The sequence below is a fragment of the Marichromatium sp. PS1 genome (genome assembly GCF_041155115.1).
In the GTDB taxonomy this organism is placed as follows: Bacteria; Pseudomonadota; Gammaproteobacteria; order Chromatiales; family Chromatiaceae; genus Marichromatium; species Marichromatium gracile.
This window is the reverse complement of the sequence record NZ_BAAFHB010000002.1, coordinates 416,244-435,112: the sequence shown is the minus strand read 5'-3', so window position 1 is coordinate 435,112 and position 18,869 is coordinate 416,244. Positions and strand designations below refer to the sequence as shown.

14 protein-coding genes are annotated in these 18,869 nt (G+C 67.2%); 9 read left to right on the top strand and 5 right to left on the bottom strand.

Annotated features, from left to right (window positions below; genetic code table 11):
• Positions 1 to 385: 385 nt before the first annotated feature.
• Together ACAM26_RS03205 and ACAM26_RS03200 are read left to right on the top strand one after the other, a co-directional pair.
• Positions 386 to 2,131 (top strand): chloride channel protein, encoded by a 1,746-nt coding sequence (locus ACAM26_RS03205; protein ID WP_369613107.1) that lies wholly within the window; start codon positions 386 to 388, stop codon positions 2,129 to 2,131.
• 394 nt (positions 2,132 to 2,525) lie between these two features.
• Positions 2,526 to 3,383 (top strand): DUF6544 family protein, encoded by an 858-nt coding sequence (locus tag ACAM26_RS03200; RefSeq protein WP_148040511.1) that lies wholly within the window; start codon positions 2,526 to 2,528, stop codon positions 3,381 to 3,383.
• A gap of 58 nt (positions 3,384 to 3,441) precedes the next feature.
• On the opposite strand, the gene gatB is transcribed toward ACAM26_RS03200, so the two are convergent.
• The 5 genes from gatB to dnaA form a co-directional block, all read right to left on the bottom strand.
• Positions 3,442 to 4,884 (bottom strand): Asp-tRNA(Asn)/Glu-tRNA(Gln) amidotransferase subunit GatB, encoded by a 1,443-nt coding sequence (gatB, locus tag ACAM26_RS03195; protein ID WP_123139101.1) that lies wholly within the window; start codon positions 4,882 to 4,884, stop codon positions 3,442 to 3,444.
• A gap of 117 nt (positions 4,885 to 5,001) precedes the next feature.
• On the bottom strand, positions 5,002 to 7,407 hold the full coding sequence (gene gyrB, locus ACAM26_RS03190; RefSeq protein WP_123139100.1) for a DNA topoisomerase (ATP-hydrolyzing) subunit B: 2,406 nt from the start codon (positions 7,405 to 7,407) through the stop codon (positions 5,002 to 5,004).
• 489 nt (positions 7,408 to 7,896) lie between these two features.
• Positions 7,897 to 8,997, bottom strand: coding sequence for a DNA replication/repair protein RecF (locus ACAM26_RS03185; RefSeq protein WP_369613106.1), 1,101 nt, complete (start codon positions 8,995 to 8,997; stop codon positions 7,897 to 7,899).
• Positions 8,998 to 9,012: 15 nt separating this feature from the next.
• Positions 9,013 to 10,113: a DNA polymerase III subunit beta gene (gene dnaN / locus ACAM26_RS03180; protein ID WP_123142188.1), complete on the bottom strand. Its 1,101-nt coding sequence runs from the start codon at positions 10,111 to 10,113 to the stop codon at positions 9,013 to 9,015.
• A 92-nt stretch (positions 10,114 to 10,205) separates the two neighbouring features.
• Entirely contained in the window at positions 10,206 to 11,567 is a 1,362-nt protein-coding gene (gene dnaA, locus ACAM26_RS03175) for a chromosomal replication initiator protein DnaA (protein ID WP_123139097.1), read from the bottom strand.
• Positions 11,568 to 11,825: 258 nt separating this feature from the next.
• Here dnaA and rpmH point away from each other — a divergent pair, with 258 nt between their 5' ends.
• The 7 genes from rpmH (at position 11,826) to ACAM26_RS03140 (ending at position 18,727) form a co-directional block, all read left to right on the top strand.
• Positions 11,826 to 11,960 (top strand): 50S ribosomal protein L34, encoded by a 135-nt coding sequence (gene rpmH, locus ACAM26_RS03170; protein ID WP_005222248.1) that lies wholly within the window; start codon positions 11,826 to 11,828, stop codon positions 11,958 to 11,960.
• Complete coding sequence (gene rnpA / locus ACAM26_RS03165) at positions 11,957 to 12,346, top strand: ribonuclease P protein component (protein WP_123139096.1); 390 nt, start codon at positions 11,957 to 11,959, stop codon at positions 12,344 to 12,346. Before rpmH ends, rnpA begins: the two co-directional genes overlap by 4 nt.
• Entirely contained in the window at positions 12,331 to 12,567 is a 237-nt protein-coding gene (gene yidD, locus ACAM26_RS03160) for a membrane protein insertion efficiency factor YidD (protein WP_005222249.1), read from the top strand. The genes rnpA and yidD overlap by 16 nt, the downstream gene beginning before the upstream one ends.
• On the top strand, positions 12,560 to 14,239 hold the full coding sequence (gene yidC / locus ACAM26_RS03155) for a membrane protein insertase YidC (RefSeq protein ID WP_123139095.1): 1,680 nt from the start codon (positions 12,560 to 12,562) through the stop codon (positions 14,237 to 14,239). Before yidD ends, yidC begins: the two co-directional genes overlap by 8 nt.
• A gap of 4 nt (positions 14,240 to 14,243) precedes the next feature.
• A complete protein-coding gene (mnmE, locus tag ACAM26_RS03150) occupies positions 14,244 to 15,581 on the top strand; it encodes a tRNA uridine-5-carboxymethylaminomethyl(34) synthesis GTPase MnmE (protein WP_369613105.1) in 1,338 nt (445 codons plus the stop codon).
• A gap of 266 nt (positions 15,582 to 15,847) precedes the next feature.
• Positions 15,848 to 17,152, top strand: a complete 1,305-nt coding sequence (locus tag ACAM26_RS03145) for a DUF58 domain-containing protein (RefSeq protein ID WP_123142190.1) — start codon at positions 15,848 to 15,850, stop codon at positions 17,150 to 17,152.
• Between the two features lie 54 nt (positions 17,153 to 17,206).
• Positions 17,207 to 18,727: a hypothetical protein gene (locus ACAM26_RS03140; RefSeq protein ID WP_369613104.1), complete on the top strand. Its 1,521-nt coding sequence runs from the start codon at positions 17,207 to 17,209 to the stop codon at positions 18,725 to 18,727.
• Positions 18,728 to 18,869 lie beyond the last annotated feature (142 nt).

Genomic DNA, 18,869 nt, shown 5'->3' with positions numbered 1-18,869 from the left:
AGCCGCAAAGGGCGCGAAGAAGGAAAGAGCTTCCAGCGATCAGCCTCCAGCTGCCAGTGGCTGTCTGTCTTCGAGTGTTGGTTGGAAATGCACGCCAACCGGTGGCCGACAGTGAATGGAGCGCGCTATCGTCGAGGGCGTCCCTCCACTGGCGGCTGACCGCTGATCGCTGGCAGCTTGAATCCCTTCGCACCCTTCGCACCCTTTGCGGCTTTGCGGTTCAAACTTCCTGGCGGCTGGCGGCTGGCGGCTGGCGGCTGGCGGCTGGCGGCTGGCGGCTGGCGGCTGGCGGCTGGCGGCTGGTCGCTGGTCGCTGGTCGCTGGTCGCTGGTCGCTGGCGATTGATACCTTGCCATGCCCGGCGGTGGCGGCAAGAATGCGGCGCATGCGTCGTCCTAGCCCGTTGCCGACTTGGTTCCATCCCTCGCTGGAGTGGCTCCGGCTGCGTCTGTCGCGCCCGGAGGCGCTGGTGTGGCACGCCGCCATCGGGTTGTTGACCGGGCTGTTGGCCGGTGCGGTGATCGTCGGTTTCCGGCTCGTGGTCGAGGGTGCCCAGGCGGCCTGGCTGCCCGAGCATGGCGAGAACTACGAGGCGCTCGCCATCTGGGTACGGTTGTTGTTGCCGCTCGCCGGGGCGCTGGTCATCGGGGTGATCTTCCTGCGCTTTGCTCAGGGTATCCAGGTGCTCGGCGTGGCCCGGGTGATGGAGCGCATGGAGTATCACCAGGGCTATCTGACCCTGCGCGGCTTCGTGCTGCAGTTCGTCGGTGCGGCCATCGCCATCGTCAGCGGCCACTCGGTGGGGCGCGAGGGGCCACACGTCCATCTCGGCGCGGCCAGCGGCAGTCTGCTCGGCCAGCTCTTCTCCCTGCCCAACAACAGCATCCGCACCATGGCCGCCTGCGGGACCGCCGCCGGGATCGCCGCCTCCTTCAACACCCCGCTGGCCGGGGTGATCTTTGCCCTGGAGGTGCTGGCGCTGCCCTACAGCATCGGCGGTTTCATCCCGGTCACCCTGGCGGCGGTGAGCGCCAATGCCGTCGCCGTGGCCGTCTTCGGCAGCGCTCCGGTGTTGCTGCTCCCGCCCTTCGTGCTCGGCTCGCTCGCCGATCTGCTGCCGGTGCTGTTGCTGGGGGTGCTTGCCGGCGCGGTCGCGGCGGCCTATATCCAGTCGTTGCAGGGCGCGGCGCGGCTTGCCGGGCGTCTCGGTGGGGTGCGTCGCTACCTGGTTGCGGGCCTTGCCGCCGGGCTCATCGGTGTCCTGGTCCCTGAGGTGATGGGGCTCGGTTATGACACCCAGCAGACGCTGCTCACCGGTCAGGCCGCCTGGGGCTTTCTGGTGGTGCTGCTCGTCGCCAAGCTCGCCGCCACCGCGCTCAGCGTCGGGCTCGGGATCCCCGGGGGCAACATCGGTCCGGCGCTGTTCATGGGGGCGATCGTCGGCAATCTCACCGCGGTGATCAGTGCGTTCTTCGTCCCGCTCGATCCCGCCCATGTCACCTTCTACACCCTGCTCGGCATGGGGGCGATGATGGGGGCGAGCCTGCAGGCGCCGTTGGCCGCGCTCACCGCCATCGTCGAACTCAGCCACAACCCCGGGGTGATGATGCCGGGGATGCTGGCGATCGTGATCGCGGCGCTGACCTGTCGCCAGCTGTTCGGCAAGGACTCGATGTTCCTGACCCTGCTGCGCGCCAAGGGGCTCGATTATCGCGCCAACCCGGTGATCGCGATATTGCGCAGGAGCGGCGTGGCGAGCGTGATGAACACCGGCTTCGTGCGCCAGCAACGGCTGCTCGATCGCGCCAAGGCCGAACGTCTGGTCGCCGATGCGCCGGATTGGATCATCGTCGACCAGGACGGTGCTCCCAGCGTGTTGATGCCCGGACTGGCGGTTGCCAGCGAGCTTGCGCGTACCCCGGAGACGGTCGAGATCGATCTGCTGGAGATCCCCGCCGAGCGTTTCGAGCTGGCCCCCATCCATCTCCAAGCGACCCTCCAGGAGGCGATCGAACAGCTCAATGCCCGCGGGGTCGAGGCGCTCTATGTCCAGCGTCCCCTGGCCCCGGGGATCGAGCACGTCTACGGCGTCCTCACCCGCGGGCGTATCGAGTCGGCGTATCGGTATTGAGTACCTGCCCGCGATCGAACCGCCAAGACACAAAGGACACGAAGGATTTGACGAATTGCGCCCTGTAGACTTTCAGCCGCGAGTGGCCGAAGGCTGAGCTTTGGTGACTGGTGTGTTGCAATTTCGTTCATTCGACGGCGCGACGAGTGGCTCGCCTTGAGATCATAGGGGTGCGTGCAAAAACGCCACTGGCTGCTGGAGGCTAGCGGCTCTTTCCCTCTTCGCGCCCTTCGTGTCTTTGTGGTTCAGTATCCTGGCGGTTGGCGCTATGGGTGCGCGATTATGTATCGCGACCTGGAGGGTCGGTTCGTGAGTCGCGCGCCGGATCTTGGTCCCGGGGAAGCCTGCGGGCACTGGCGTGTGACGTTCCTCTTATCTGCAATCAGGAACGGACATGTTGTTGAATACGCTATTTTTCGTGCTGTTCGCGCTGATCATGGTGCCGGCGGTGATCATTCTGCTCGGGGTCACGCGTTGGCAGAGCGTGACCGTGGCGCTGGTCGAGCGGCTCGAGGCGGCCAGGCGTGCGGTGACGCCGCGCACCTTCGAGCGCGATGAGCTGCAGGGGCTGCCGGAGCCGGTGCAGGCCTATTTCCATGCCGTGTTGAGTGCGCGACAGCCGCTGGTGGCCGCCGCCGAGATCGCCCAGGAGGGCAAGATCGATCTCGGTCGCGCCCGCACCCGCTGGGTCCCCTTCCGTGCCCGTCAGCGGGTCTTCGTCGCCCGTCCCGGTTGGTTGTGGGATGCGCGGCTGCGCTGGCTGCCCGGGCTCGGGCTGTTCGCCCATCAGGGCCTGCTCGCCGGGGTCGGAGTGGCCCGCTACAAGCTGTTCGGCCTGATCCCGTTGGTACGCTCGCGCGAGGATGAGGCCGGCGCGAGGAGCGAACTCAGCCGTTTTTTTGCCGAGGCGGTGTGGTATCCGACCCGGTTGCTGCCGAGTCAGGGGGTGACCTGGGAGGCAATCGACGACCGGCATGCCCGTGCGACCCTGGAGGACGACGGCGTCGGCGTCGAGGTGGTGTTCACCTTCGATGATGGCGGGATGGTGCGCTCGGTGCGGGCGCCGGCGCGTGAGCGACGGGTCGGTGGCACCCGGATCGAGACCCCCTGGGAGATGCGTTTCTGGGAGTATCGCGAGCATGGCGGGATGCTGATCCCGGCGCAGTACGAGATGGCCTGGGTGTTGCCCCAGGGGCGTCAGGTCTATGCCCAGGGGCGGGTGAGCGAGGCGCGCTACAAGTTCACGCCCTGAGGTTCGCCGACATCACGCCCGCCACAGGGTGGCAGGCGTGATGCCGCGACCGGTCAGGTCAAGGTTTCAGCTTGTCCTTGAGGATGGCGTTGACCTGCTGGGGGTTGGCCTTGCCGGCGCTGGCCTTCATCACCTGACCGACGAAGAAGCCGAACACCTTGTCCTTGCCGGCCCGGTACTGCTCGACCTGTGCGGGGTTGGCGGCGATGATCCCGTCGATCATCGACTCGATCGCCCCCGTGTCGGTGATCTGCTTGAGCCCCTTCTGTTCGATCACCTGATCGGCATCGCCCTCGCCCTGCCACATCGCCTCGAACACCTGCTTGGCGATCTTGCCCGAGATGGTGCCGTCCTTGATCCGGGCGATCAGCCCGGCGAGTCCCTCGGCGCTCACCGGTGATGCCTCGATCTCCAGTCCCGCCTTGTTGAGCGCGGCCATCAGCTCGCCGCTGACCCAGTTGGCGGCGAGCTTGGGCTCGCCGCTGGCGCGTGCCGCGGCCTCGAAGTAGTCGGCCAGCGCGCGGCTGCCCGCGAGCAGGTTGGCGTCGTACTCGGAGAGCCCGAAGTCGTCACGGAAACGGGCACGCTTGGCGTCCGGGAGTTCGGGCAGATCGGCAGCGACGCGCTCGATGAAGGTGGCGTCGATCTCGACCGGCAACAGGTCGGGGTCGGGGAAGTAACGGTAGTCGTTGGCCTCCTCCTTGGTGCGCATCGAGCGGGTCTCGTCGTTGGCCGCGTCGTAGAGCCGGGTCTCCTGGATCACGCTGCCGCCATCCTCGAGCAGGTCGATCTGGCGCTCGACCTCGAAGGCGATGGCGCGTTCGAGGAAGCGGAAGGAGTTGACGTTCTTGATCTCGGTGCGGGTGCCGAAGGTGTCGCTGCCGAGCGGGCGTACCGAGACGTTGGCGTCGACGCGGAACGAGCCCTCCTGCATGTTGCCGTCGCTGATGCCGATGTAACGCACCAGCTGGTGAATCTTGCGCGCGTAGGCGACCGCCTCCTCCGGCGAGCGCATGTCGGGCTCGGAGACGATCTCCAGCAGCGGGGTGCCGGCGCGGTTGAGGTCGACACCGGTGTAGCCGCCACCGAGCAGGCTGTCGTCGTGGAGCGACTTGCCGGCGTCCTCCTCGAGGTGCGCGCGGGTCACGCCGATGGTCTTCACGCTGCCGTCATCGAGCACGATCTCGACCTGGCCGCGACCGACGATCGGCAGCTCGTACTGGCTGATCTGATAGCCCTTGGGCAGGTCCGGGTAGAAGTAGTTCTTGCGCGCGAACACCGAACGCGGGGCGATCTCGGCGCCGATCGCGGTGCCGAAACGGACCGCCAGGCGCACGACCTCGGCGTTGAGCACGGGCAGCACCCCGGGCAGTCCGAGATCGATGGCGCATGCCTGGGTGTTGGGTTCGGCGCCGAAGGCCGTCGGTGCCGCGGAAAAGATCTTGGATTGGGTCGCGAGCTGGGTGTGGATCTCGAGACCGATGACGGTTTCCCATTGCATGGTTGGGCCTGCCTGATTCTCTTGTCGATGCGTCACCAGGCACCCTGGGTGCCTGGGTGTTGAGCGATCCCGGCGCCGAGGACGCCGCTTCAGGGCGACGCCTTCGGCAACCGGGTTCTAGACGTCGAGGTTCTCGACGTTGAGCGCATTGTGCTCGATGAACTGACGGCGCGGCTCGACCTGATCGCCCATCAGGGTGGTGAAGATGCGATCGGCGGCGACCGCATCCTCGATCGAGACCTGGAGCAGACGCCGACCCTCCGGGTTCATGGTGGTCTCCCACAGCTGCTCCGGGTTCATCTCGCCGAGACCCTTGTAGCGCTGGATGCTGTAGCCGCGCTGGGCCTCGGCGAGCAGCCAGCGAACGCCTTCGCCGAGCGAGCTGATCTCGCGGCGGCGCTCGCCACGGGCCATGTAGGCGCCCGGTTCGAGCAGGCCGTCGACCTTGGCGCCGTAGTCGACCAGGCGCTTGTAGTCGGCGGTTTGGAAGAACTCCAGCGGCACGAAGCGGGTGTCGGGAATGCCGTGGATCAGTCTCACCACCTCCAGCCCCGCGGCGCGCTCCTCGGTGGCGGCGACATGGTTGACGCGGTAGTGCAGCGAGGGCGACTGCTCACGGTTGAGCCCGGACTCGAGACGCTGGTGCCACTGCGCGAAGGCCTCGGGGTCTGTGAAGGTCGCGGTCTCGAGCGCGGGCAGCCGGGTGAGCTCCTCGAGGAAGGCCGCGTCATAGCGTGCGGCGAGCCGTTTGACGATGCCGACGAAGACCTGATAGTCACGCGCCAGGGCCTCCAGCGCGGTGTTCGCCAGTGCCATGGCGTCGGGCGAGACGTGCAGCTCGGCGCCGTCGAGCGCGGTCTGCAGCATGGCATTGTTGAGCGCCGGCTCGTCGAGCAGATACTCCTCCTGTTTGCCCTTCTTGATCTTGAACAGTGGCGGCTGGGCGATATAGATGTGGCCGCGCTCGACCAGCTCGGGCATCTGCCGGTAGAAGAAGGTGAGCAACAGGGTGCGGATGTGGGCGCCGTCGACGTCGGCGTCGGTCATGATGATGATGCGGTGATAGCGCAGGTTGTCGGGGTTGTACTCCTCGCGTCCGATGCCGCAGCCGAGCGCGGTGATCAGGGTGCCGACCTCGGCCGAGGAGAGCATCTTGTCGAACCGCGCCTTCTCGACATTGAGGATCTTGCCCTTGAGCGGGAGGATCGCCTGGAAGCTGCGATCGCGCCCCTGCTTGGCCGAGCCGCCGGCCGAGTCGCCCTCGACCAGATAGAGCTCGGAGAGTGCCGGGTCCTTCTCCTGACAGTCGGCGAGCTTGCCGGGAAGCCCGGCGATGTCGAGCACGCCCTTGCGTCGGGTCATCTCGCGCGCCTTGCGCGCGGCGTCACGCGCGCGCGCCGCCTCGAGCATCTTGTTGGCGATCGACTTGGCCTCGTTCGGGGTCTCCTCGAGGAAGATGCTGAGCTGCTCGGCAACCAGCGACTCGACCACCGACTTGACCTCCGAGGAGACCAGCTTGTCCTTGGTCTGCGAGGAGAACTTGGGGTCCGGTACCTTGACCGAAAGCACCGCGGTGAGACCCTCGCGAGCGTCGTCGCCGATGGCGCGCACCTTCTGGCTGCGGTCCAGCGCCTCTTGCTCGATATAGCTGTTGAGGGTGCGGGTGAGCGCGGCGCGCAGCCCCGCGAGGTGGGTGCCGCCGTCGCGCTGCGGGATGGTGTTGGTGTAGCAGAAGATGGTCTCCTGATACCCACTGTTCCACTGGATCGCCAGTTCGACGGAGATGTCCTGGCGCTCGGCGCTGAAGTGCATCACCGTCGGGTGGATCGGCTCCTTGTTGCTGTTGAGGTGCTCGACGAAGGCGCGGATGCCACCCTGGTACTCGAAGTGGTCGCTGCGCCCCGTCGCCTCCTCGCTGAGGGTGATGCGCACTCCCGAGTTGAGGAAGGAGAGTTCGCGCAGCCGACGAGCCATGATGTCGTAGTGGAAATCGAGGCTGGTGAAGATCTCGGGCGAGGGCTGAAAGCGGATTTCGGTGCCGGTCTGCTCGGTGTCGCCGACGCGCTTGAGCGGATACACGGGCTCGCCCATGCGGTACTCCTGCTCATAGATGTGCCCGCCGCGCTGGATACGCAGCTTGAGCCACTCGGAGAGCGCGTTGACCACCGAGACGCCGACCCCGTGCAGGCCGCCGGAGACCTTGTAGGAGTTGTCGTCGAACTTGCCGCCGGCGTGGAGCACGGTGAGGATGACCTCGGCGGCCGAGCGCTGCTCTTCCTCGTGGATGTCGACGGGGATGCCGCGTCCGTCATCGAATACCGAGACCGAGCCGTCGGCATGCAGGGTTACGCTGATGCTCGAGCAATGACCGGCGAGTGCCTCGTCGATGGAGTTGTCGACCACCTCGAACACCATGTGGTGAAGACCGGTGCCGTCGTCGGTGTCGCCGATGTACATACCCGGACGCTTGCGGACAGCGTCCAATCCGCGGAGTACCTTGATGTTGGAGGAATCGTACGTCATGTGATCTGCTTCGGGCGATGAGTGAGATCCTGTCGTTCGATGCCCGGGGGGCAAAGGGCAAAGGATCGAGGGATACGCGGTTCGGTGTTCGAGCCGAGCGTCGTGTTCTGGGGCGTCGTGCTGAAACGCACAGGGCGTCCTCCGTGCAGGCCTCCGGGCGTCATGACCTGGCGCGGCCCCGGTGGGCGAGGGCCTGCACGGGACGGGGGGCGTGCCCCGCGTCGACGGTGAGCGGCCGATGCCGACACACTACGCGCGCTGCGAGGGTCCAGGGCGGTCGTCTCATCCCCTGATTATACGGGATGCCGCCCTGCTTGGGCGTCGTACAACGATCGTCGGGCCTGTGGCCTGGATTGGGTTTCACGTGGAACACCCTGTTCAGCCTTCTGCCTTGTGCGCCGATGGTTTCACGTGCAACAAGCGGTGCCCGAGGTCCGAGTCGGGAACCGTTCGGCGAGCCCCCGTTCCACGTGGAACAGGCGCATCAGATCAATGCTCGGCGCTCGAGCCTACAGCCCCGTGTTCCACGTGAAACACCCGGGTCGCGTTGGGACGGGTGCAAGGGCCTGGGTCCGGGGCGGTCGCGACCCGGGTGAGGATGCACTGACCGTCGCGCTGGCCGATCAGCCCCCAGAGTCGCTCCAGGGTATGGGCGTCGAGTTCGGCCTCGATGTCGTCGAGCAGCCAGAGTGCCGGCGCCAGCCCCTGATCGCGATGGACCTGCTCGGCGGCGAGCTGCAACAGACAGACCACGACCTTGGCCTGGCCGCGCGAGAGCGCGAGCCGGGCGCCGTCGCGCTCCAGCTGGAATTCGGCTCGTCCGGGACCGATCAGGGTATGCCCTCGGCTGAGTTCTGCGCGCCGCGCGGTGACGATGGCCTCGGCCAGCGACTGTTGCGCCGACCAGCCCCGAGCGAACACCAGATCCGAGGCATCGAGGAAGGGGAAGGTCGCGGCGAGTTCGTGGAAGCGTGTCCGCCAGCGTGTGAAGAACGTCTGACGCTGATGGTCGATACGCTCGCCCAGCTCGCTCAGCGCCCGATCCCAGACCGCGAGTTCTCGCCCACCACCGCGTCGCAGCACGGCGTTGCGTTGTTGCTGGACCCGGGAGAGTTCTCGTCTGAGCGCGCCGAGTCGAGGTTCCACGTGGAACAGGTTCCAGTCGAGAAAGGTTCGGCGCAGTGCCGGGTCGCCTTCGAGCAGCGACTGGGCGTTCTCACCGATCAGCTTGATGCGCAGCGGACGTTGGTCACCCGCTGGCGGCCAGGGCAGACCGTCGAGGCTGTGCTCGCGACCATGATGATCGCGCCGATAACGCAGTAGACGTCCGTCCGGTGCATCGGCCTCGCAACGCCCTTCGACCAGGGTGCCGCGCTCGCCGCGGGTGGTCATCGGACCGGCCTTGCGGCCGCGGAAGCTGCGCCCGCGGGCGAGCAGATAGACCGCCTCGAGCAGCGTGGTCTTGCCCGCGCCGTTGCCGCCGGTGATCACCACCACGGGGGCGGCGGTCTCCAGCGCGACCTCACGACAGCGACGCAGATGGACCACCCGCAGCGTGCGCAGCGGGCAGACGGGGGTGGGCGCGGACATCTCTCCGGGGTGCGACTAGAGGCGCATCGGCATCACCACGTAGGTCTCGGCCTCCGCGCCCCTGCCCCGCCACACCGAACTGCTGTTGCCGTCCTGGAAGCTGACCTCGACCTCGTTGCCATCGAGCACGCCGAGCAGGTCGGTGAGATAGGAGACGTTGAAGCCGATCGCGGTGAACTCGCCCTGGTACTCGATCTCGACCTCCTCCTCGGCCTCCTCCTGCTCCGGGTTGTGGGCCTGGAGCTTGAGCAGCCCGTTGTCGAAGCCCAGACGCACGCCGCGATACTTCTCGTTGGAGAGGATGGCGGTGCGCGAGAGCGCGCGCTTGAGCGGCTCCTTGTCGATCACCGCCGACTTGGCGAGCTGCTGGGGGATGACCCGCTCGTAGTCGGGGTAGCGACCGTCGACGAGCTTCGAGGTCATCATCATGTCGCCGATCACCAGACGGATGCTCTTCTCGCCCAGGCTCACCGAGACCGGGTCGTTGGAGTTGCCGAGCTGGCGGCGCAGTTCGAGCACCGTCTTGCTCGGCAGGATGACCTGGCGACCATCGACCGCCGCGACCCCGAGATCGGTGTTGAACTTGGCCAGTCGATGACCGTCGGTGGCCACCGCGGTCAGCCCATTGGCGTCGAACTCGATCAACAGACCGTTGAGATAATAGCGCACGTCCTGCTGGGCCATGGCGAAGGCGGTCTTCTCCAGCACCCGCTTGAAACCGGCCTCGTCGAGTCCGAACTCGACCCCGCCCTGTTCCTGTTCCATCACCGGGAAGTCGACCGCCGGCAGCACGCCGAGCGAGAAGCGTCCGCGCCCGGCGGTGACCACGCAGCGCTCGTCGCTGATACGGAAGCGGATGTCGGTGCCCTCGCCGAGGTTGCGACAGATGTCGACCAGCTTGCGTGCCGGGACCGTGGTCTCGCCGACTTCCTGGACCGCCGCCTCGCAGCGGGTCTGGACCTCGACCTCGAGGTCGGTGCCGAGGATGGTGAGCTCGCCCTCGCGCGCCGCCAGGCGGAAGTTGCCGAGGATCGGCAGCGTCTGACGGCGTTCGACGACACCGATCACCTTCCCCAGCGCCGGCAACAAGATCTCGCGGTTAACGACGAATTCCATGAATGTCTCCTAAAAATCGTGAATGGGCGGTTGCGGTGTCGTATGTGATGGATACGACCACCGACCGGCGCGACCCTGGACCTGTGCGCGACTCAGGAGGTCAGGATTCGCAGCAGATTCCTGTAGTCCTCCTCGACCCCGGCGTCGCTCTCGCGCAGGCTCTTGATCTTGCGCGTGGCGTGCAGCACGGTGGTGTGATCGCGCCCGCCGAAGGCGTTGCCGATCTCGGGGAGGCTATGCTTGGTCAGGTCCTTGGCCAGGGCCATGGCGATCTGGCGCGGTCGGGCGATCGAGCGACTGCGCTTGGCCGAGAGCATGTCCGAAGCCCGTAGCTTGAAGTACTCGGCCACGGTCTTCTGGATGTTCTCGATGCTGACCTGCTTGTCCTGCGCCGCGAGCATGTCGCGCAGCGCGTGCTTGGCGAAGTCGAGGGTGATCGGCTTGCCGGTGAACTGGGCGTTGGCCACCAGCCGGCGCAGCGCGCCCTCGAGCTCGCGGATGTTCGAGCGGATCCGGCGGCCGACGAAGAAGGCGACGTCCTCGGGCAGGTCGATGCCGAGCAGACTGGCCTTGCTGTGGAGGATGGCGACGCTGGTCTCGAGGTCCGGTGGCTCGATCGAAACCGTCAGCCCCCAACCGAAACGTGAACGCAGCCGCTCCTCGAGTCCGACCACTTCCTTGGGGAAACGATCGCTGGATAACACGATCTGTTGACGAGATTCGAACAGCGCGTTGAAGGTGTGGAAGAACTCCTCCTGCGAGCGTTCCTTGCCGGCGAAGAACTGGACGTCGTCGATCAGCAGCGCGTTGACCGAGCGATAGGTGCGCTTGAACTCGTCGATGCGGTTGTGTTGTAGCGCCTTGATCATCTCGGCGACGAAGCGCTCCGAGTGCAGATAGGCGACCCGGGCACTGGGGTTGGAGGCGAGCACCATGTTGCCCACCGCGTGCATCAGGTGGGTCTTGCCCAGCCCTACTCCTCCATAGATGAACAGCGGATTGTAGGCTGCCCCCGGATTCTGGCCGACCTGGAAGGAGGCGGCGCGGGCGAGCTGGTTGGACTTGCCCTCGACGAAGCTGTCGAAGGTGAAGTCGGGGTTGAGGTTGGCGCTGAGCTGGCGGTCACGGTCGTCACCGCTCGCCGTCGCCACCGCCGGGGCGCTGGCGCGGGGGCGGTTCGGTGCCGGCGTGGGGTCGGGCGTGGCGACGCTCTGGTCGATGCCGCCGACGCTGAAGGTGATCCGCGAGACCTGCCCCTCGCTGTGCAGCGCACACAGTTCGAGCAGTCGCGGCTCATAGTGCTGACGGGTCCAGTCGAGCACGAAACGGTTGGGCGCGAATAAACGCAGCACATCGGCGTCGATGCGCGCCTGGAGCGGCAGGATCCAGGTGTTGTACTCGGCCGAGGTCAATTCTCCCTTCAGCTGCTTGACGCATTTTTCCCACACACCCACAGTTGATCCCGATCCTCGTCTCGTTGCCCGCACCCGTACCGCTCTCAGGCGGTACCCTCGTCGCGGAGTTGGTTGACGAGGCGCACCTCGAACCACTCCGGTGCGCTCGGAGTCTAGCGCTCTCGGCGCGACTTATCCACAGGTTAAGACGAAAACGGGATTGACTTTTCACGCTAGATTGATTAAATTTTCGCGCCTTTTATAAAGGGGTGCCATGCGCCCCGTGCTGCCAATTCCAAACTCCCTGGAGTACCGACCATGAAGCGCACTTTTCAACCGAGCCGCCTGAAGCGCGCTCGTACCCACGGCTTTCGTGCGCGTAGCGCCACCCGTAACGGCCGCAAGGTCCTTGCTGCCCGTCGCGCCAAGGGCCGCGCGCGTCTCGCGCTCTGAACCCCGAGCGCTCCGCCGGTCGCGCCGAGCAAGCCTTTCCGCGCGAGCGAAGGCTGACGTGCGCCACGCAGTATCGACACGTCTTCAGCGATCCCGTCCGCGCTGGACAGCAGGGCTTCGTCGTCCTGTTCCGTCCCAACGGGAGCGGGCGTGCGCGACTCGGGCTGGCAATCTCTAAGAAGTGCGCGCGACGCGCGGTTGACCGCAACCGGCTCAAGCGTCTCGTCCGCGAAAGCTTCCGGAACCACCATCGCACCCTCCCCGGGGTGGATGTCGTGGTCATGTGCGCGCGTGGTGCACCGACGCTGCCCAATCGGCGACTGTTCGACCATCTCGAGCGTGCCTGGGCAACCATCAGGAAGAAACAACCATGCGCCGAATCCTGACCGGTCTGATTCGCGTGTACCAGTACGTCCTGAGTCCCCTTCTCGGACCGCGTTGTCGCTTCTATCCGACCTGTTCCCATTACGCCATCGAGGCCATCGAGTGCCACGGCCCGGTCTACGGCAGCTATCTCGCCGTACGCCGTGTGCTGCGTTGTCACCCCTGGCACCCCGGCGGCGTCGATCCCGTTCCCCCAGCAAGGCAGACATCGACTCATGGATAATGTGCGCCTGATCCTGTTTCTCGCCCTCGCCGCGGTCTCGTTCCTGATCTACGAGGCCTGGATGCAAGACTACGGGCGGCCACAGTCGCCGCAGGTCGCAATGACCGAGTCGGCAGGCGCGCTCCCCGGAGAGGCCGGTTCGGCGCCGGCGGACGTGCCCAGTGTCGCCGTCACCCCGGATGCCGCCACCCCCGGAGTCATGGGCGCCGAGATGCGCGCCGCCGGCGCCGCGCCCGTGGTCGTCGAGACCGACGTACTGCGTCTCGAGATCTCGCCCCAGGGCGGATCCATCTCCAGCGCCTGGTTGCTTGACTATGCGGTGGTGCCCGAGCGCCCCGAGGACAAGTTCCGGCTGATGAAGCCGGTGCCGCCGAACATGTTCATCGCCCAGTCGGGGCTGCTCGGCCAGCAGGCCGGCACGCTGCCGACCCACGAGGCGCAATTCACCGCCGAGCAGTCCGAGTACCGTCTCGAGGACGGCCAGGACCAGCTCCAGGTGGTGCTGCGCTGGCAGGGCGAGAACGGCGTCGCCGTCGAGCGTGTCTACACCTTCGAGCGTGGCAGCTATGTCATCGACACCGCGCAGCGGGTGACCAACACCACCGATGCGGCGCTGGTGGCGCGTGAGTACAACCAGCTCCAGCGTACCGACTTCTACGATCCCAACGAGCCGAGCTTCGTCCACACCTTCACCGGCGGCGTCTATTACAGCCCCGAAGAGAAGTACAAGAAGGTGTCCTTCGACGACATGCGCGACGACAAGCTCGATCGCAGCGTGACCGATGGCTGGATCGCGATGATCCAGCACTACTTCATGGCCGCGTGGATCCCGCCGCGTCAGGTCCAGGAGACCTTCTATACCAAGGTCGTCGGTGACTCGCGCTACATCATCGGCAAGTACTCGCCGGCGGTGACCATCCCCGCCGGCGCCACCCACAGCTTCGACAACCGACTGTTCGTCGGTCCCAAGCTGCAGGACGACCTCGCCGCCATCGCCCCCGGGCTCGAGCTGGCAGTCGACTACGGCTGGCTGACGGTGATCGCGCAGCCGATCTTCTGGGTGCTGGAGAAGATCCACGCGCTGGTCGGCAACTGGGGCTGGGCGATCATCGTGCTCACCATCCTGATCAAGCTGGCCTTCTTCAAGCTCTCCGAGACCAGCTATCGCTCGATGGCCAACATGCGCAAGCTCACCCCGCGCCTGCAGGCCATCAAGGATCGCTACGGCGACGACAAGCAGCGCCTCAACCAGGCGATGATGGAGCTCTACAAGACCGAGAAGATCAACCCGCTCGGCGGCTGTCTGCCGATCCTGGTGCAGATCCCGGTGTTCATCTCGCTCTACTGGGTGCTGCTCGAGAGCGTCGAGATGCGTCACGCACCCTTCATCCTCTGGCTCGACAACCTCTCGGCGCCCGATCCCTACTACGTCCTGCCGTTGATCATGGGCGTGTCGATGTTCGTGCAGCAGAAGCTCAACCCGCCGCCGCCGGACCCGATGCAGGCCAAGATCATGATGGCGCTGCCGTTCGTCTTCACCGTGTTCTTCGCCTTCTTCCCGGCGGGTCTGGTGCTCTACTGGACGGTCAACAACATCATCTCGATCGCCCAGCAGTGGCACATCACCCGTCAGATCGAGCAGGGTGCTGGCACGGCCAAGCAGAAGCGCTAGCCCGATGAGTGCCGACACCATCGCCGCCGTCGCCACCCCGCCCGGCGTCGGGGGTGTCGGCATCGTCCGGGTCAGCGGCGCGGGCGTCGCCACGATCGCCCGCGCCCTGCTCGGCGCCCTGCCCGCCCCCCGTCAGGCCCATTTCGGCGTCTTCCGCGACGCCGCGGGCGGCTTCATCGACGCCGGCATCGCGCTGCGCTTCGTCGCCCCGGCCTCCTTCACCGGCGAGGACGTGCTCGAACTCCAGGGGCACGGCGGTCCGGTGGTGATGGATCTGCTGCTGCAGCGCTGTCTCGAACTCGGCGCCCGCCCCGCGCGTCCCGGCGAGTTCACCGAACGCGCCTTCCTCAACGGCAAGCTCGATCTCGCCCAAGCCGAGGCCGTCGCCGATCTCATCGAGAGCGCCTCCGCGCTCGCCGCCCGGCTTGCCGGCAACAGCCTGCAGGGCGCCTTCTCGCGGCGGATCGAGGCACTAGTCGAGCGGCTGGTGCGGCTGCGTACCTATCTCGAGGCCACGCTCGACTTCAGCGAGGAGGAGATCGATCCCGGCGACGCGTCGCGGATCGCCGCCGATCTCGCCGAGCTGATCGCCATGACCCGCACGGTGCTCGGCGAGGCGCACCAGGGCTGCCGTATCCGCGAGGGGCTCTCGGTGGTCATCGCCGGCGCCCCCAACGCCGGCAAGTCGAGCCTGCTCAACGCCCTCTCCGGGGCCGATACCGCGATCGTCACCGACATCCCCGGCACCACCCGCGACCTGTTGCACAGCGACATCCAGATCGACGGTCTGCCGCTGCGCATCATCGACACCGCCGGCATCCGCAACAGCGACGACCCGGTCGAGCGCGAGGGGGTGCGCCGTGCCCGCGAGCAGCTCGGGCGCGCCGATTTGGTGCTGTGGGTCTACGACGCCACCCAGGGACCCGACACCGAGACCGCCGCAAGCCTTCCCGAGGGGGTGCGCGTCACCCGGTTGCGCAACAAGATCGACCTGACCGGCGTTGAGCCGGGTATCGACGAGGCTGAGGACGGCACCGAGATCGCGCTGTCGCTGCGCGAGGGGCGCGGGCTCGAGTTGCTGCGCGAACATCTCAAGGCGGTCGCCGGGGTCGGTGCCCGTCCCGAGGGGGCCTTCACCGCCCGTCGTCGCCATCTCGACGCCTTGCGCCAGGGCCTTGCCGCACTGGAGTCGGCGGCCCGCGCCCAGGCCGCGGGCGTCGGCGCCGAGCTGGTCGCCGAGGAACTCCACCTCGCCCAGCGCGCGCTCGGCGAGATCACCGGCCGCTTCACCTCTGAAGACCTGCTCGGGCGCATCTTCTCCAGCTTCTGTATCGGCAAGTAGGGTTCAGTCGCCAGTCGCCAGTCGCCAGTCGCCAGTCGCCAGTCGCCAGCCGCCAGCCGCCAGCCGCCAGCCGCCAGTCGCCAGCAGGCGGAGGGCGGAAGGCGCCGCCGTCGTCGAGGACGCACACCCACTGGCCGCTGATGGCTGATGGCTGATGGCTGATGGCTGATAGCTGGTGCCTGGCCGCCTGAACCTCGAAGCGGCCGAGTTTCAATCGCGCGACTCTGGGTTATCGTGTTGCCCATGGTTTTCCTGCGGAGTCACGGATGCGTCCGACCCCTGTCCTGTCCTGGTTGTTCGTCGGCTGGACGCTGATCGCTCTGGTGGCGCTCTGGTGGCCGGGTGCCGGCCCCCTGTGGTGGGGGTATGGCGGGCTGCTCGCGGTGATCGTGCTGGGCGATGTCCTGGCGCTGTGGCGGACGCCGGTGCCGCAGGTCGAGCGGACGCTGCCGGGGACCCTGTCGCAGGGCGAGTGGTGCACGGTGGCGCTGCTGGTGCGCTCGCCGGCGCGGCGGCGGTTACGGCTGCTGGTGCATGACCAGCACCCGGCCGCCTTCGAGGTCGCCGGGCTGCCCGCCAGTCTGCTGCTGTCGCCGTTGGGTGAGGCGCGTCTGGACTATCGGCTGCGACCCGGGAGGCGGGGCGATTTCGTCTTCACCGGGGTCGATCTGGCGCTCTACTCGTCGCTCGCGCTGTGGCGCCGTCGTCGCCGGCTCGTCTTGTCGGAGCGGGTGCGGGTGGTGCCGGCACTCGCCGCGCTGCGTCGCGGGATCGCCTTGGCGGCGCAGGACGCGCGACTCGGCGCCGGGGTGCACCCGCACCAGCGACGCGGCAGCGACGGCGACTTCCATCAGCTGCGCGACTATCGTGCCGGCGATCTGCTGCGCCAGATCGACTGGAAGGCGAGCGCTCGCGCGCAGCGCCCGATCTCGCGCGAGTACCGTGAGTCGCGCGATCAGCAACTGGTGTTCCTGCTCGATTGCGGTCGGCACATGCGCCATCTCGGGGACGGGCTCGGTCATCTCGATGCGGCGCTCGCCGCGCTGTTGCTGGTGTCGGGGCTGGCGGTGCGCCAGGGCGATGCGGTGGGGCTGATGAGCTATGGCGGGACGAGTCGCTGGTGTCCCCCGCGCCAGGGGCAGCCGGCGCTGCGCCGCTTGCTCGATGACTGCTACGACCTGCAGCCGACGCTGGAGGCCGCCGACCCACTGCTCGCCGCCGCCACGCTGCAACAACGGCTGCGTCGCCGTGCCCTGGTGGTGTTGATCACCTGCGGGCGCGACGAGGATCAAGAAGGACTGGAGCAGGCGGCACGACTGCTCGGTCGCGACCATCTGTTGCTGCTCGCCGATCTGCGCGAGCGCTCGCTGGACGGGGCGTTGAACCAGCCGTTGCGCGACCTGTCGGATGCACTGCGCTTCCATGCCCTGCGCGACTGGCGCGAGCGGCGGCGGGTGCGCTGCGCGCGGCTGCGTCGACGCGGGGTCCTGGTGCTCGACCTGCTCCCGGGGCAGCTGCCGGCGGCGCTCGCCGACCGCTATTTGGCCATCAAGCGGGCCGGTATGCTGTAATTCCGGATCGGCCGTGAGGCTTGGCCGGTGAACCCTCTGTCAGGAATCGACCCCATGCGTAAACTGCTCGGCGCGCTCGCGTTGCTCGTCGTCTCGGTCCAGGTGCGGGCCGGGATCCCCGCCACCCCGGTGATGACCCTCTATGCCTTCAATGGCCCTGTCGAGGTGCCCTATTACAGCGCCGAGCGCTTTCGCCCGGGCGACCCCGGGGCGCCGATCGGCACCCTCGTCCAGGGCACCTCGCTGATCCCCTGTCTGGTGATCCGCGACGGCGCGCCGCTCACCGATGCCTCGGGCACGCCCTATGTCGGGTTCGAGGTGGTGGTCGATCCCCGTCGTGCCGGTCCCGAGGCGCGCGCGCGCTTCCTCGCGGCGATCGAGCGACGCAAGGGGCTGGAGGTGGAGAACCACCACTGTGAGGCCGGGGTGCGCGGGGTGATCGATGTCCGTCAGCTCTATGCCATGGAGAAGGCGCCCTTCTTCACCCCGCCGCCCGATGGTCGACCGGGGACGGTGTCCCCGGCCGCGTCGAGTCAGCTCGATCGCATCGTCCGCGACTTCCATGCCTCGTCCGAGTGCGCCCGCGCCAATGCCCGGCTGAGCGGACGGCGCGGCGCCCTGGAGCGGGCCTGGGAGGATTATCTGGCCCGGCATCGCGGCGAGCTGCCGCTGACCACCCTGGCGCGCGCCAAGCACCTCGACTACACCCTGCGCACCGCGCTGTTCGAGGGCCATCATGCGCGCGGCTGCAACGCCTATGGCGCCTGTGAGCGCAACATCGTCGCGCTGACCATCCGTAATCGCGCCGTCGGCCAGTGCCCGCGACACATCGGTTGTACCTTCCCCGGCGATTTCCAGGGGGTCGCCTCCAAGGTCTCGCAGTACAACATCTGGGACGAGTTCCTCACCCAGATCTCCGGCCTGACCGCCTGCTATCTGCGCCCGGACCTGGCCGACGAGCCGCGCTTCGCCAAGCTGCAGGCGATGTACGTGCAGAGCGTCGGCGACGTCGAACGCATCCTCTATGGTGACGACGACGACCTGCGCGCGGTCTTCCCCGGCACCGATCTGGCCAAGCTCAAGCGGGTGCGTCACTACTATCACGCCCCGGCGATGGGCAAGTGCTTTCCCGAGCACCCACGTGTCGAGTACATGTCCGGCGCGATCGCCCGCAGCGGGGAGGATTTCGCGCTGATCGCCAACACCCGCATCGAGGTCGGCGAGACGGTCGGCACCGGTTATCGCTTCAAGCAGTTTCGTTTCGACGAGTTGGAGACGCGCGATCGCACCTGGGTCGAGGACCGCTATCCCGGCTTCGTCGTCGACGGGCGCAAGGTCAGCCTGCGAGCCCCGAGCGACTGTCGCCCCTATGGCATCCCCGCCGGTTGTCGGCTTGACGACAGCATCGGGCGCTATCGCAAGATTCCGCACTGGGCCGATGCCGGCGAGCCGCTCGAGATCCGCTGTCGGGTGATCGACCGTGGGAGTGACTGTGATCGCGACGGAGACGGCGTCATCGCTCGGGTCGGCGGGGCCTGCGATCGCGAGATGCGACCGGTGAGCGGGGTGCGTTGAGGGTTAAGGCGCGATTTTTGCCTTATGAGTGATCAGGTGGCTGGCCGCTCCCGTCCGCCTGCGTCGCGGCGGGCCACTGTCCATGATTGCGGCGCGATCATGGCGGCGGGAGCGGTCGTGGCCCGGGTTGAACGATCACCAG